The sequence below is a fragment of the Hymenobacter plasmatis genome, from assembly GCF_020711255.1.
GTDB lineage: Bacteria > Bacteroidota > Bacteroidia > Cytophagales > Hymenobacteraceae > Hymenobacter.
In genome coordinates this window covers 20,327-33,527 of the sequence record NZ_JAJFAW010000031.1, presented here as the reverse complement: position 1 = coordinate 33,527, position 13,201 = coordinate 20,327, and the positions used below count along the sequence as shown (strand labels likewise).

The window sequence follows — 13,201 nt, the reverse complement described above, 5'->3', positions numbered from 1 at the left end:
CGCGGCCAAGCGGCCGACTACCGTGTCCGCATCCACTCCAGAATGTCTCCCGGCAGGCCCGGGCCGAATTGGGGGTTCAAGCCAGCCGGCACAAACAAGTCGGGCCCTGCCGTGCGGTAGGCCCGCACCGCAGCCCCGCGCCGCCCACCCAAAGCATTGCGCAAGGCAGCGGCCCGTTGGGCTGAAGCAGGGCCGCCGTATAACCCCAGCAGCGGCAGCTTGCGGCTCTTCTTCAGCTCCCGGAAAGCCGCTTTGCCCGCCGGGGAAAGGTCGGCATTTTGAGCAATAACGAACGCCACCCGCGGGCTGTCCTGCACTGCCAGCACCTGCGCCAGGGCAGTGGCCCGCTCACCAGACGCCCAGGCTCCTACGTTCGATGTGTCGGCGCCCGGGGTGTTGTGCAACAGGCGCACCGCGGCCTGCAGGCGCGGGGTTTCGGCCGTCGCCGTGGCCGAGTCAGTCGCCGGCAGGACCAGCACGATAATGCCTTCGCGGGCCAGGGCATCGCCCCAGAGAGCCGCCGTGGGAGCCGCCGTAGAATCGGGCAGCAGAATGAGCGCAGGCCCGGGAGTGCCCGTGTCCGAGGGCGCATAAAGCCAAGCCGAGCCCGCCGCTTGCGGCAGCTCTTCGATGCGGTAGGTGCTGGGCGTGGGCACGCTGCGCTTCACCAAGATGGCCTTGACTTTGGTGGTGTCCAGGGTGAGGGCGCCGCGCCAGAAGTCGCCGTCCAGGGTCAGGGTCAACACTTCGCTGGGGCGGGCAGGGCGCGTGAGGCGCAACTGGTTGTTGCTGTAGATGATGGTGTCGGCCACGAAGCTGAGGGTGCCGGCCGTGGGCACCGTGAGCTCGGCTTCGTAGTGCCCGGGGCTGGGATGGCGGATGTCGAGGGCGGCGCGCACCTCGGGCTGCCCGGCCACGCTCAGGCTGCCCTCGTAGTGACCCACGGGCGGCGTGGTGGCGGCTACCTCGGCTTCGGTGTGCGACTGGCAGGCCGATAAATCAACCACCAGCCCCAGCAGGACCAGCAACCAGCCCAGGCGGTGGCCTCGGTCAATCATTAAGCGCATCAAAGCGAACATAGGCATTCCCAAAAGTAGCCGATTTACCGCCCGGCCATGCCCTTGCGCAAAATCAGGTCGGTTTGCACGTCTTGTCCCAGGTGGAATTCGTGCTGGCCAATTTCCCGGAAGCCAAACCGCTGGTAAAACGCGCGAGCCTTGTCGTTCTTTTCCCATACGCCCAGCACCACGGCCGAGCAGTGCAGCTGTTCGGCCAGGGCCAGAATGCCGCGCATCAGCGCCGCGCCCAGGCCGGTGCCCTGCCAGTCGTCGCGCACGTACAGCCGCTCGATTTCGAGGCGGCCCGCCGGGTCCTGGCCTTCGGGCAAGCCAAGGGTGGAATTGTCGCGCAGCTTGGCGTAGCCCACCAGTTCGGCCTGCATGTGCGCCAGCAAAAAGGTGTTTTCGCGGTCTTGCAGCTCGGCCAGCTGAATGTCGGGGCCGAAGTTTTCATTCAGGTAGGCGTCCATGTCCGCCGCCGTGTTGGTGGCGGCAAACGTGTCGAGAAACGTCCGACGGCCCAGGTCAGCGAGTTGGGCAGCGGTAACGGGGTTGGCCTTGGCCAGGGAAATGCGCAGGGGTGATGACATAAGGCAAAGGTCGAGCAGCGGCCGCCGATTTACAGTATTTCATCGGCGTTGGGGTCGCGTTCCGCTCTGCTGCCGCGGCGCATGCGCAGGCCCATGCGCATCAACAGCCCACTGGCCAGAAGGCCTACCAGGTTGACTGTCAGCATCACGGCCGAGGGCGTTTGGTAGCCGCCTGTGCTCCAGCTGTACACCCCCACATAAACTTTAAGCAATAACCCTACGCCCAGTAGCCCACCGCTCAGGATGAGTAGCAGGCCTACCAAGCGGTTTATAGGGGGGGGCAGGGGAGGAGTGGCCATCGTTTACCGGTCATACGAAGCCGTGAAAGGCGGGGTTGGCGCATCGGCTCCCGCAGGTTGCGAATCCGGTTCTTTAACGTAATTTTGCCTTACCAAGTCCCCCGCGAGAGTAGCTCAGTTGGTAGAGCATCAGCTTCCCAAGCTGAGGGTCGCGAGTTCGAACCTCGTTTCTCGCTCAAGTAAAAACAGCCACTCAGCCGAAAGGTTGGGTGGCTTTTGTACTTTTAGTGGCTATAGTGGAGTAACCGGTGGCCCTATGGCTTCCGGGCCGGGTGCCGCGCGGGAGTCGCTCAACGACGAGACGCAACGATGCGTCTCTACCCCGTTCTGGGAGCTGTCATCAGTAGCAACGCAAACATCTTCTTAACGCCTGTGAGCCCAACCAGCAAAAGCGGGCCCAGCTAATGCCGTGCACGGGATTTCGCACTATAGACATTACTGCGTATTTTAGGTTCGGTGGCCGAATTATCATGGTTCGTTGGGCTGCCTTTCACACAGAGGGTGGTTCCGCATGCGGGCTTGCTTTTTGGTTATGCCCAATCGACTCTCCATATCAACTCACCCGTCGAATAAAATTGAGCACCTCCTTTACTCTATGCGGGTGGTTGGGCTGCGAGGGCTTCGCATGGCCCGGGCGTTGGGCCAGGCTCCTGGGGGGTGTGCTGCTGGCTGCTTGCAGCCCTCATCGGTCGCCGCTGCCGGCTCCGGCCCCGCACACGGCCCAGAGCCAGGTTCGGCCTTACCCGGCCGTCTTTGGCTACGGCAGCAACCTGGGCTATTACGGTCCCGCGTGGTCGGATGAGCGGCTGGCCGCGGCGGCCCACGCCGCGGGTGCTACCACCATCCGCGTTACGCTGCCCGAGGCCTTTCTTGCCAAGTGGGGCGCCACCTCCCGCTTGCGGGCCTTCGCGTACTACGCCGATTCGCTGGGCCTCCGGGACCTGGTGTGCTTTGTGGGCGAACCCGCCCCCGCCCACCGCGACCCCGTGACTTACCCCGGCTGCCCGGAACCATCGAAGCTATTTGCCAACCTCTACGAACCCATCTGGAACGCCGACAGCACCGTCAACCCCAATAATTACTACGCCCGATACATTTACCAGCTCACCCAGCAGTACGGGGCCAATATCCGGGTGTGGGAGGTGGTGAATGAGCCGGATTTTGTGACCGGCACCCAGAACGAAGCCTGGCTGGACCGGGCGCCCGAACCGGCCGAAATGCCCAACGTGCAGGCGCCCGTGTACCGCTACATCCGCACGCTGCGCATCACCTGGGAAGTGGTGAAAAAATACCGCCCGGCCGCGTACGTCACGCCCGGCGGCTTGGGCTACGCGCAGTACCTCGACGCCTTGCTGCGCTACACCGACAACCCCCGCGGCGGCGAAGCCACGCCCGCCTATCCCGCTACCGGGGGGGCTTATTTCGACGTGCTCGACTACCACGTGTACCCCTCGTACTACCTCCGGCGGCGCGACTGGCGGCGCGCCGGGCGCTTTGCCTACGCCCGGCACTCCGATGCCGCCGCCGCGCAGGTGATTGCCCACCGCGACGACATGGACGCCGTGCTGCGCCGCTACGGCTACGACGGCACCACCTACCCGCGCAAGCACTTCATCGTCACCGAAACCAACATCAGCCGCCGCCCCTCCGGGTGGCGGGCCGGGTCCGATGAGATGCAGCGCAACTTTGGCCTCAAGGCCCTGGTGCTGGCCCAGAAGCACGGCCTGCGGCAGCTGCATTTCTACAGCCTGGGCGAAGCCACCGAAGCCCCGCCGCCGGCCACGCCCGTATCGGGAGCCGACGAGTTCAAGCTCATGGGCCTTTATGAAAACCTAACCCGCGACGCCCCCGGCCACCAAAAGCTTACCCCCCTGGGCCAAGCCGTCCGCGCCACGGCCCGCCTGCTGCGCGGCCTGCGCTACGACGCGGCCCGCACGGCCGCCCTGCGCCTGCCGGCCAGCGCCGAAGGGGCCGCCTTCTCCGGTGCGGCCCGCACTGTATTTGTGCTCTGGGCCAAAACCACCACCGACCAAAGCGAAACGGCCGCTGCTCTTTATTCATTTCCCGCCGGCCTGGGCGAAGTGGTGCCATCCCCCTGGAACTACGCTCCGCCGGCCACGCCGCCTGCCCGGCGCCCAGCCCACCGCGTGCGGCTTACGGGCACGCCCACGTTCTTCGAGCGTGCACGGCCGGCCCTGGCTCGCCCGTGAAAGGCAGCCCACCGGAAACTGCGGGCCTGGGCAGAATAACCTGACTGTCAGATGGATTTTATTGCCTGAACACTAGTCCTGGCTTGGCAACCCACATCCGGGGAGGCGGCTAGCGCATTAGCTCCTGGGTGAATAGCCATACCCGACTGATTCTAATATTCCTCATTTAATATAAAGGTTTCTGAAAAGCCGACCTACCACTTATTGGTGATAGTTATATAAAAATTGAACAGTAATATGCTGTCGTTCAATATTTTGGCCTTTTTCGCATTTCATTCGGATTTCCACTGATGAGTTCGTAAATTCGGGTCGTTTCCACCCGGCGCTAGTGTTCCGTTAAGCAAGTGGCAGAGGTCTAATCTGTTGTAAGCCGCTTTGGTAATGGAATATAGATTGCCGACAATACCAGGATGCGACGCTGCGTAGGCGCCCCCTGGCAGATACCCTGTTTCCTGAAATAGAAAAAAAATCAGAAGGCTGATGAGGGGAAAGCTATGCCCTATTCATTAGTATTTAACTTCAGCTATGTAATATGGATAACTTTTTAAAAAACAGCAGGTTATTGCACGCGCTGCTCGCTGGGCTTGGGACCCTGACGGCGGCCGCGCAGACCGCGCCGCAGGCGGGCGAAGAAGCCATTGGCATTACTTCGATTACGCCCAGCGTCAGTACCGGCCAGGACTATTCGCCCTGGCTCAACGACGACCCGCACAGCCTGGTGCAGAACAACTGGAACCCCAGCAACTTTCAGTACATCGACGTGACCTTGCAGCTGGCCAAGCCCACGGTGCTCAGCCGCCTCTCCTTGTTTGATTTTGAGGGAGTATTTACCGACCAGCCGGCCACCATTTATGCCCTGAGTGGGGGCCAGCGCACGCTCATTGGCACGTTCACCGGCCAAGAGTACAACCAGTACGTGACCATGGCCGTGGCGGGCAATGTGCCGGCCACGGCCATTGTTGTTCATAAGTTCTGCAACAACATTCCGGTCAAAATCAAGGTGTTTGGGCGCACGGGCAGTTCGCCGCCTCCCACCACAACGCCGGTGCCGGCTACGCTGACCTTTGGCAGCTTGCCGGCCCGCACCGTGGGCGACGCGCCTTTTGCCTTGGCGGCGAGCAGCACCAACGCGAGCACTCCCATCGCCTTTACTTCTTCCAACCCTGGGGTGCTGAGCGTGTCAAACGCTTCAGGGCAGTGGCTGGGCACGGTGGGCGGCGCCGGCACGGCCACCATCACGGCCTCGCAGGCCGCCAGCGCCGCTTATGGGGCCGCCAGCGCGACCCAGACGCAGGAAGTGAGAGCCGCGACTGCCCCCGCGCCACCTGCTGCGCCCGCTACCCCCTCAACGCCCCCTGCCGGGCCCGTGGCGAATGGCAAAATCACGCTCGACCCCAGCCGCTGGTACAGCCTGGACAACGTGAGCAACAATATCCAGGGCCTGTTTGATAATTCCACCAGCTCGGGCGTGACCATGGGCTGGGGCAAAATCCTGGAGACTTACGACGCCTACTACACCCTGCTGCCCGGCGAATCCATCAGCCTGGAGAGCATCCGCCTCTTCGACGGGGGCGCCGGCGACCCCAATAAACCAATGACGCTGTCGGTGCTCACCAGCACCTGGCAGCGCGTGGTGGTGGCCACCTACACCGGCGGGCACAACGGCCAGTGGATAGGCCCCGACCCCGCCAACCCCGGCAATTTCAAGCTTAGCACGCCCGTTAGCAACATCCGGGCCCTGGTGCTCACCGCTTCTTGGGCGTACCCCGGGGAGATGGAACTGTATGGCTCCTACACGCCGGGCGCGCCCCTGCCCACGGCCGACCCCATGGCCCTGGCGGTGCAAAAGGGCACCCGGCTGCGGCAGGAAATGGGCATCAATGCCTTTGAATGGGACGTGGAAGACCCCAACGCCCCCGGCCAGATTGACGAAGCGCGGCTAAAGGCGGTGAAAAACTTCACCGGCTTCCGGCACTACCTCGATTGGGAAAAGCTGGAGTCGAGCCCGGGCAACTACACCTTCAACCCCGTGCACAGCGGCGGCTGGAACTACGACGCGCTCTACCAGCGCCTGAAGAGCGAGGGCATTGACGTGCTGGTCTGCCTGAAAACCCTGCCCAACTGGCTGCTCGACACCTACCCCGGCAATGAGCGCGACCTGGAAAACGTGCCCGTGCGCTACGGCCGCGACTTTGCCGACCCCAATTCTTACCTGGAGCAGGCCAAGGTGGCCTTTCAGTTCATTTCCCGCTACGGCTACAACCCTGGCGTGAACCCGGGCCTGCTGCACGTGGACCCCAGCACGCGCTGGCCCGGCGATGGCGTAAACCAGGTGCGGGTCGGTCTGGGCGTGGTCAAGTACATTGAGTGCGACAATGAGCGCGACAAGTGGTGGAAGGGCCGCAAAGCGTACCAGACCGGGCGCGAATACGCCGCCAACCTATCGGCCTTCTACGACGGCCACAAGAACAGCATGGGCCCCGGCGTGGGCGTGAAAAATGCCGACCCCGGCGTACAGGTGGTGATGGGGGGCCTGGCCTCGCCCAACCCGGACTACGTGCGGGGCATGATAGATTGGTGCCGCCAATACCGCGGCACCCGGGCCGACGGCTCGGTGGACCTGTGCTGGGACGTAATCAACTACCACCTCTACTCGAACGATGCCCGCTCCTCACAGAGCGGCAACCCCACGCGGGGGGCCGCGCCCGAGGTATCCGAGGCCGGCCAGGTGGCCCAGGATTTTGTGCGCCTGGCCCACCAGTACGCCCGCGACATGCCCGTGTGGGTAACCGAAACCGGCTACGACACCAACCCGGGCAGCCCGCTCAAGGCCGTTGCCATTGGCAATAAGTCGGTGCTGGAAACGCAGGCCGACTGGACGCTGCGCACGGCCCTGCTGTATGCCCGCTGGGGCGTGGAGCGGACCTTCCACTACCAGCTGGCCGACGACAACCCCGGCAACGCCCAGCAGTTCAGCTCCATGGGCTTGATAAACCAGGACCACACGCCCAAACCTGCCGCCGACTTCCTGCGCCAAACGGCCTCCTTGCTTGGCGACTTCGTGTACAAGGGCACCCTCAACCGCGACCCTATCGTGGACCGCTACGAGGCCAACGGCCGCACGGCCTACGCCCTGGTGGTGCCCGACGAACGGAACCGCACCGCCACCTATACCCTCAGCGTGGGCGCTGATTCGGCCTATATCTACCAGCCCCAGGCGGGCAGGGCCGCCATGCGGCTGACCCGCGTGCGCACCTCAAATGGCCAATTGCAGCTCACCGTGACCGAAACGCCTACGTTTGTGGTGGGCGCCGGCACCAGCGCCGCGCCGGCCGCCAAAGTAGCCTGCCCCGACACCGGCAGCATTCAGTGGGAGCAGTGGACGGGCATCGGTGGCTCGCACGTGGCCCTGATTCCGACCGGAACCCCGCCCAGCGAAACGGCCCGGCTCACGCAGTTTGAGAGCGGCCGCAACGTGGGCAACAACTACGGCGCCCGCATTCGCGGCTACCTCTGCCCGCCGCAGGACGGCAGCTACACCTTTCGCCTTTCGGGCAGCGACGACTGCCAGCTCTGGCTTAGCGCCGACGAAGACCCGGCCCACAAAACGCTGATTGCTGGCTTTGAAGGGGGGACTGGGTACCACGAGTGGAATAAATACGCCAGCCAGCAATCGGGGCCCATGGTGCTGCTGGCCGGGCACCGCTACTACGTGGAGGCGCTGCAGAAAGAAGCCGGCGAAGCCGACAATCTCTCCGTGGCCTGGACGCTGCCCAATGGCCAGGTGGAGGCGCCCATCCTGGGCGCTCACCTGATTCCCTTTGGCACCCTTGCTGCCAATGCTGCCATGGTCCCCGCTACCGGCCAGACGCCGGAGCTGACCGTGTACCCCACCCCCTTCGCCGAGCACACCAGCGTGGCGTTTACCCTGCCCCGGGCCGGCCACGCCTCCCTGGCCGTGTACAACCTGCAGAGCCGGCTGGTGCGGCGCCTCTTCAATGGCTGGGCCGAGGCCGGCACCCGGCAGCAAGTCACGCTTTCCGGGGCCGGCTTGCCCCAGGGCGTTTACATAGTGCGGCTCGTGACGGCCGATAAGGTGCTGACCCAGAAGCTGCAGCGCGTCGACTAAGCAGGGGCCAGTCCATTGTGCTGGCAGTAGCAAGCAGCTCAATTATTGGGGTGGGCCGGCAGAAAAAGTGAGGCATGACGAGCGGAAAAACGGGGCCTGCGGGTAGCTTCAGAGGCGCAATAGCTTTGCTTTATGAACCAGGCCCGCGCTGCTGCTGCGCAGCTCCAGCAGGCCCCAGCCCAGGGCCCCGCGGAAACGGAGGGGTAGGTAGCGGCGCAGGGCCACGTAGCCGTATGCCGTGCTGGCTACCAGCGTAAACACCGACGCCAAGGCCGCGCCGTAAACGTTGCCGAGCAGCTTGATACACACCAGGTCCGCCAGCACGTTCACGGCCAGGGCCAGGATGACCTTCACCAGGTTGAGCTGGGGCTTGTTGATGATGTCGAGCGTGACGCCCAGGAACCGCTCCAGCGGAAACAGCAGCGAACACACCATCATGATGCGGTAGAGGTTGGCCGCTTCGGTGCCCACGTATTTGCCACCCCCGATGAAGCCCACGATGACATCGGCAAAAACCAGGGCGCCCGCAATGAGCGGCACAAACAGCAGCGTGAGCAGCACCGTGTATTTCTTCAGCAGGTTGGCCACGTCGGCTTCCCGGCCTTGGTTCAGGGCCGCCGACATGCTGGGCATGGCCGTGGCCAGGCCGCTGCGCAAGGGCACTTCGATGATTTCGAGCAGGCGCGTGGGCAGGTTGTAGATGGCCAGTGCCGCCGGGCCCAGCATGAACTTGACGATGAAAGCATCGGAGCTGCGCAATAGGTTGGCGCCCAAAAAGGTGCCGAAGCTGTATTTTCCGAAGCGAAAAAGCTCGCGCACATCGGCTGCCGTTTTGTAGCGCAGGGCGCCGAGCCGGGCCCACCCCGCGGCCACCGTCACCACGCTGGTGAGCAGCGAGCTCAGCAGAAAGCACTGCACAACGCCCGACAAACTCAGCCGCTGCAGCACGTACAACCCAAATACCAGCCCAATAAACGAGCCCTGGTTGAGCAGGCGGATGCAGAGAATGCGGTCGAAACGCTGCTCGGCCTGCAGCAGCCAGATGCTCACGTTGTAGGGCAGCGTCGCGGCCAGGCTCAGCCCAAACCAGCCGAGGGCCAGCCGCACGCCAACGTCGCTCACCCCATCGGCAAAAGGCAGTGTTCCGCAGTTGAGCACCCCAAAAGTTCCCGTTACCAGCAGGGCAATGTACCAGGCCGAGCCGGCCACGCGGCGCTTGCGGCCTTCGTCGGCCCCGGAGTAGAACTTTATCAGCGCCGTTTGCAGCAGGCCCGTGCGAAAGGTGTCGAGCAGCAAAAACACGAACTGGAAAAACACCCAGTTGCCCATGTCTGCCGCTGCTAAGAAACGGTAGAGAATCAGGTAGGTGAGCAGGCTGAACACGGCCATCACGCCGTTGCCGGTAAGCGAAAGGACGTGGCGGTTTTTGAGGAGGGCGGTCATGGGGCGGCCGGTTGAGGGGGCTGAAGGTGCGGCCGGGCCGAGTGGGCAGTACGGGAAGTAGGGCGGGCTTCTTTGGGGTGGACGAGGTGCGCCGCAATGGCTTGGTAAATCTTCTGGGCGCTGGCCGCCCAGGTGTGGGTGGCGGCAAATGCGCGGCGCTGCTGCTGGCGGGCGGGGGAGTCTTCGCGCAGGGCCTGCGCAATGAGGGGCTCGTAGGCGGCGGCGCTGTCGGCCAGGTAGGTGTGGGTTTCAAGCAGGCCCATGGCCTCGGTGCGGGTGGCCACCACGGGCTTGCCCAGGGCGAGGTATTCGTCTACTTTGCGCGGGTAGTTGCCGCGCGTCAGGTCGTTGACCAGCTGCGGGTTCAGGCACACGTCGAAGTGCCGGATGTAGGCGGGCAAAGCGACGGGCGGCCGGGAACCCAGGAAGTGCACGTTGGGCCGCTGGTGCAGGTTGCTGGCCCGGAAGGCGGCGTCCTCGGGCCCAAGCAGGACCAGGCTCCAGTCCGGCCGCTGCTCGCTGAGGTGGCGCAGCACTTCCAGCGACAGCCGCGAGCTCACCAGCGCGCCCACGTACCCGATAATGGGCCGGGGAATGCCCGCCAACTCGGCCGGCATGGGGGCCGCCAGGGCTTCGGCATACAAAGCGGCTTCGCAGCCCTGCCCCACGTCAAAAGACCGGGCGTTGAACTGCCGGCAGTAGGCGGCCAGGAAGCTTGAATTGGCCACGCACAGGTCGCTTTTGGCCATGAGCTGGGGCTCGAGGCGCTGGCCGTGCTTGCGCCAGTAGTCCACCGCCACCACGTAGTCCCGCGAGTAATACACGCTCACCTCGGGCCGCAGCAGTTCGGGCAGGTAGAAGCTCCGGAAAATGTCGTTGTCGTTGAACAGCACGAACGGCCCGAACCCCAACTCCTGCAGCGCCGGGCGAATGGCCCGGGCAAAGCGGCGGTTGTTGAGCTGGTTGAACCACGGGTGCAGCCCTGCCGGCAGCCAGTTGATGGACTCCAGCACCACGGCCGGGTTCAGCACCCACAGGTTGTCGTCCACCAGTTGCAAGCCAGGCTCCTGGCGCTTTAGCACCCGCAGGCGGCGCTGCACCGCCGGCGTGTGCCGCTGGCGCAGCAGGGTGTTGCGGTCGAGCGGGGAGTTGACGTACAGCACGCGGTGGTGCTTGCTGAATTCCAGTGCCAGGTCCTTGCAATTGCTGCCTATGGGGGTATCCCAGGGCTGCTGGCCCACCACCACCATGTCGCGGCCGGAGAGTAGAGGCGCCATGGCTACGCAGGAAAGGGGGCGGAAGCACGAAGCAGCACGCGGTCGACCACTTCCAGGATTTCTGGATTTTGCACGGCGTCGAACTTGCGGGCAAACAGCTTGTGGGAGTGCGCCAGCTTGGGGGCATCGTCCAGGGTCAGGACCTTGGGCGTGGCGCCACCCGCCGACCAGTCGATGTATCGGTAGTTGTCGTTGACAATCTGGTTTTTCAACGGCGAGTTGAGCAGGATGGTGGCCGGCAAGAACTCATCCGACCCCCAGGTAAACCGGCTGAAGCGGCGCAGCTCGGGGTGGGCATCCATGAACTCGACGAGGTACCGGGCGCAGTCGGCCCCCAGGGTCCACCACGAGCCATCGGGCCCGCCGTATAGCGGGTAGGGCAGCGGAAACTTCCGTTTCGGCAGCAGCTTGTTCAGCAGGAACTGCAGCCGGTACTGCCCCTTAAACCGGTAGTAGGTGGAGTGGTACTGCTCCACGCGGCTGATGGCGTGGCCCCACCACCGCGAGTCCTGGTGCTCAAACGACAGAAACGAGGAGTTCAGGTGTTGGGCAAAAAACTGATGAATCGCCGCCACCGGCTTGATGGGATAATCCTGCCCACTGAGCAGGTTGATGAAGTCGTACGGCTCGCCGCTGGCCAGGATTTCGCGGGTGCACTCCAGCAAAGCCTCGGTGAAGCGGTAAGAGGCCCAGCGCACCGAAATGCGGGTGCGCGTGAACTGCACGCGGGGCAGCTTGGCCAGGTAGGCAAACTCCTGGGCATCCACCTTCTTGTCGAGGTGGAGATAGAAGTCAAAATCTTCGTGAGCCAGCGCCCGAAGCAGCCGCTCGACCTGGGCCGGATTTTTATGCACCGTGATGAGATGAGCTATGCGCATGGGAAGTGGTAGTTGCGGTGGGGAGGTAGGGAGGGAAGGGGCCGTTATTCGGCTGCTAGCTGTGGCTCCTGCGGTCGCGCGGCTTTGGCCCAGGCGGCAGGCTGGGCCTTGCGGTAGTACCGGCGGAAGCCGGCAAAAACGGCTAGGTTCATCAGGCAGAAATACAGGGGCACCACCGTCAGCTTACCGCTCGCGCCCTGCCAGCCGCGCCAGGCCGCCAGGTAGAACAGCACCTGCGCGGCCGTTGCCAGGCCGTAAAACCCGGCCCGCCCACTGCTCGCCGTGGCAGCCAGCACAGCACTCAGCGGCAGCAGCAGCGCCAGGGCCACGGGGGCGGCGCTCCAGCGCAGCACCCGGTGCGAGACATACAGAAACGTGGCCAGCGGCCGCCGCACGGGGTTGAGCAAGGCCCGCAGGCGGCCCATGGCTTGCCAGCCGCCCGCGCAAATCCGGATTTTGCGCTCCCATTCGTCGGCCAGCGTCGGCGAGGGGTCTTCGGTGGCGTAGGCCCGGGGCTCGTACACCACGGTGTAGCCCTGCTCCACCAGCCGCAGCGACTGCACAAAATCGTCGAGAATGGTGTCGGCCTCCAGGGGCCGAAACAGGTGCGAGCGGAACGAAACAAGTTCGCCGGCCGCGCCCATCAGGCTGTACACGCAGGAGTCGCAGCGCTTCAGAAACGACTCGTATTTCCAGTACAGGCCCTCGCCCGCGCCGGGGGTGGAGCCGGCCAGGGGCCGCACCTTTTTCTCGCCCGATACGGCCCCCACCTGTGGGTTTTGGTAGTGCTGCACCAGCTCCCGCACGGCCCGCGGGTTCAGGTCGGTATTGGCGTCGGTGAACACCACAAAGGGCGTGTGGACGAACTCCATGGCGCGGTTCTCGGCCAGGGACTTGCCGCCCCGCACCGGCGAGTGCAGGTGCCGCACGCGGGGGTAGCGGGCCAGCACCTGCGCCGAATTATCAGTTGAGCCATCGGTGATGACGACAAGCTGCAGGAGCTCCGTGGGGTAGTCCTGGGCCAGGCAGTTCTCCACCTTGGCGGCCAGAATACGGGCCTCGTTATACGCCGGCACCACCAGCGTCACGGCGGGCTCAAAGGGCAGCAAGGGGCGGGGCGGGCGCAGGCGCCTGACCAAGGCCGCCAGCAGCCCCACCACCACCGCGTACCCCACGTAGGTGTAGACCACGGTGGCCAGCGCCAGCCAAAAAAGGTATTCCAGGACCAGCATAAGCAGGGAGCGAACAGATGAGGCAAGGAGCGAAAAGTCTGGTTGCGGCCGGGCAGGCGGCGTCAGCGGGCTTTGCGGTGCGCTT

General features: G+C 64.3%; 9 protein-coding genes and 1 tRNA gene. 3 read left to right on the top strand and 7 right to left on the bottom strand.

Features of this window, described 5'->3' with window-relative positions; genetic code table 11:
* Positions 1-17: 17 nt before the first annotated feature.
* Genes LJ738_RS18845 through LJ738_RS18835 form a run of 3 tightly spaced genes read right to left on the bottom strand, consistent with a single transcriptional unit; the run spans position 18 to position 1,947 of the window.
* A complete protein-coding gene (locus LJ738_RS18845) occupies positions 18-1,067 on the bottom strand; it encodes a dienelactone hydrolase family protein (RefSeq protein WP_227787901.1) in 1,050 nt (349 codons plus the stop codon).
* A gap of 35 nt (positions 1,068-1,102) precedes the next feature.
* Positions 1,103-1,648 carry a GNAT family N-acetyltransferase gene (locus tag LJ738_RS18840; protein ID WP_227787900.1) on the bottom strand — a complete coding sequence of 182 codons (546 nt, stop codon included), beginning with the start codon at positions 1,646-1,648 and terminating at the stop codon, positions 1,103-1,105.
* Positions 1,649-1,677: 29 nt separating this feature from the next.
* Entirely contained in the window at positions 1,678-1,947 is a 270-nt protein-coding gene (locus tag LJ738_RS18835; protein WP_227787899.1) for a hypothetical protein, read from the bottom strand.
* Between the two features lie 103 nt (positions 1,948-2,050).
* Between LJ738_RS18835 and LJ738_RS18830 the strand changes: the two genes are divergently transcribed.
* The 3 genes from LJ738_RS18830 (at position 2,051) to LJ738_RS18820 (ending at position 8,286) form a co-directional block, all read left to right on the top strand.
* Positions 2,051-2,123, top strand: a tRNA-Gly gene (locus LJ738_RS18830).
* A 483-nt stretch (positions 2,124-2,606) separates the two neighbouring features.
* Entirely contained in the window at positions 2,607-4,157 is a 1,551-nt protein-coding gene (locus LJ738_RS18825; RefSeq protein ID WP_227787898.1) for a hypothetical protein, read from the top strand.
* A gap of 532 nt (positions 4,158-4,689) precedes the next feature.
* Positions 4,690-8,286, top strand: a complete 3,597-nt coding sequence (locus tag LJ738_RS18820; protein ID WP_227787897.1) for a PA14 domain-containing protein — start codon at positions 4,690-4,692, stop codon at positions 8,284-8,286.
* 108 nt (positions 8,287-8,394) lie between these two features.
* Here the strand turns inward: LJ738_RS18820 and LJ738_RS18815 are convergent, their stop codons facing one another.
* From LJ738_RS18815 to LJ738_RS18800, 4 genes are read right to left on the bottom strand one after another with little or no spacing between them, the layout of a single operon-like run.
* On the bottom strand, positions 8,395-9,729 hold the full coding sequence (locus tag LJ738_RS18815; protein WP_227787896.1) for an oligosaccharide flippase family protein: 1,335 nt from the start codon (positions 9,727-9,729) through the stop codon (positions 8,395-8,397).
* Positions 9,726-11,006 carry a glycosyltransferase gene (locus LJ738_RS18810; protein WP_227787895.1) on the bottom strand — a complete coding sequence of 427 codons (1,281 nt, stop codon included), beginning with the start codon at positions 11,004-11,006 and terminating at the stop codon, positions 9,726-9,728. Before LJ738_RS18810 ends, LJ738_RS18815 begins: the two co-directional genes overlap by 4 nt.
* A gap of 2 nt (positions 11,007-11,008) precedes the next feature.
* Complete coding sequence (locus tag LJ738_RS18805; RefSeq protein WP_227787894.1) at positions 11,009-11,884, bottom strand: beta-1,6-N-acetylglucosaminyltransferase; 876 nt, start codon at positions 11,882-11,884, stop codon at positions 11,009-11,011.
* Between the two features lie 44 nt (positions 11,885-11,928).
* Positions 11,929-13,116, bottom strand: coding sequence for a glycosyltransferase family 2 protein (locus LJ738_RS18800; RefSeq protein WP_227787893.1), 1,188 nt, complete (start codon positions 13,114-13,116; stop codon positions 11,929-11,931).
* Between the last annotated feature and the right edge of the window lie 85 nt (positions 13,117-13,201).

Bases quoted from the DNA above. Each gene is read 5' to 3' on its own strand.
- LJ738_RS18835 (WP_227787899.1), bottom strand. From the start codon at position 1,947: ATGGCCACTCCTCCCCTGCCCCCCCCTATAAACCGCTTGGTAGGCCTG.
- LJ738_RS18805 (WP_227787894.1), bottom strand. From the start codon at position 11,884: ATGCGCATAGCTCATCTCATCACGGTGCATAAAAATCCGGCCCAGGTC.
- LJ738_RS18820 (WP_227787897.1), top strand. From the start codon at position 4,690: ATGGATAACTTTTTAAAAAACAGCAGGTTATTGCACGCGCTGCTCGCT.
- LJ738_RS18845 (WP_227787901.1), bottom strand. From the start codon at position 1,067: ATGCGCTTAATGATTGACCGAGGCCACCGCCTGGGCTGGTTGCTGGTC.
- LJ738_RS18810 (WP_227787895.1), bottom strand. From the start codon at position 11,006: ATGGCGCCTCTACTCTCCGGCCGCGACATGGTGGTGGTGGGCCAGCAG.
- LJ738_RS18815 (WP_227787896.1), bottom strand. From the start codon at position 9,729: ATGACCGCCCTCCTCAAAAACCGCCACGTCCTTTCGCTTACCGGCAAC.
- LJ738_RS18840 (WP_227787900.1), bottom strand. From the start codon at position 1,648: ATGTCATCACCCCTGCGCATTTCCCTGGCCAAGGCCAACCCCGTTACC.
- LJ738_RS18800 (WP_227787893.1), bottom strand. From the start codon at position 13,116: ATGCTGGTCCTGGAATACCTTTTTTGGCTGGCGCTGGCCACCGTGGTC.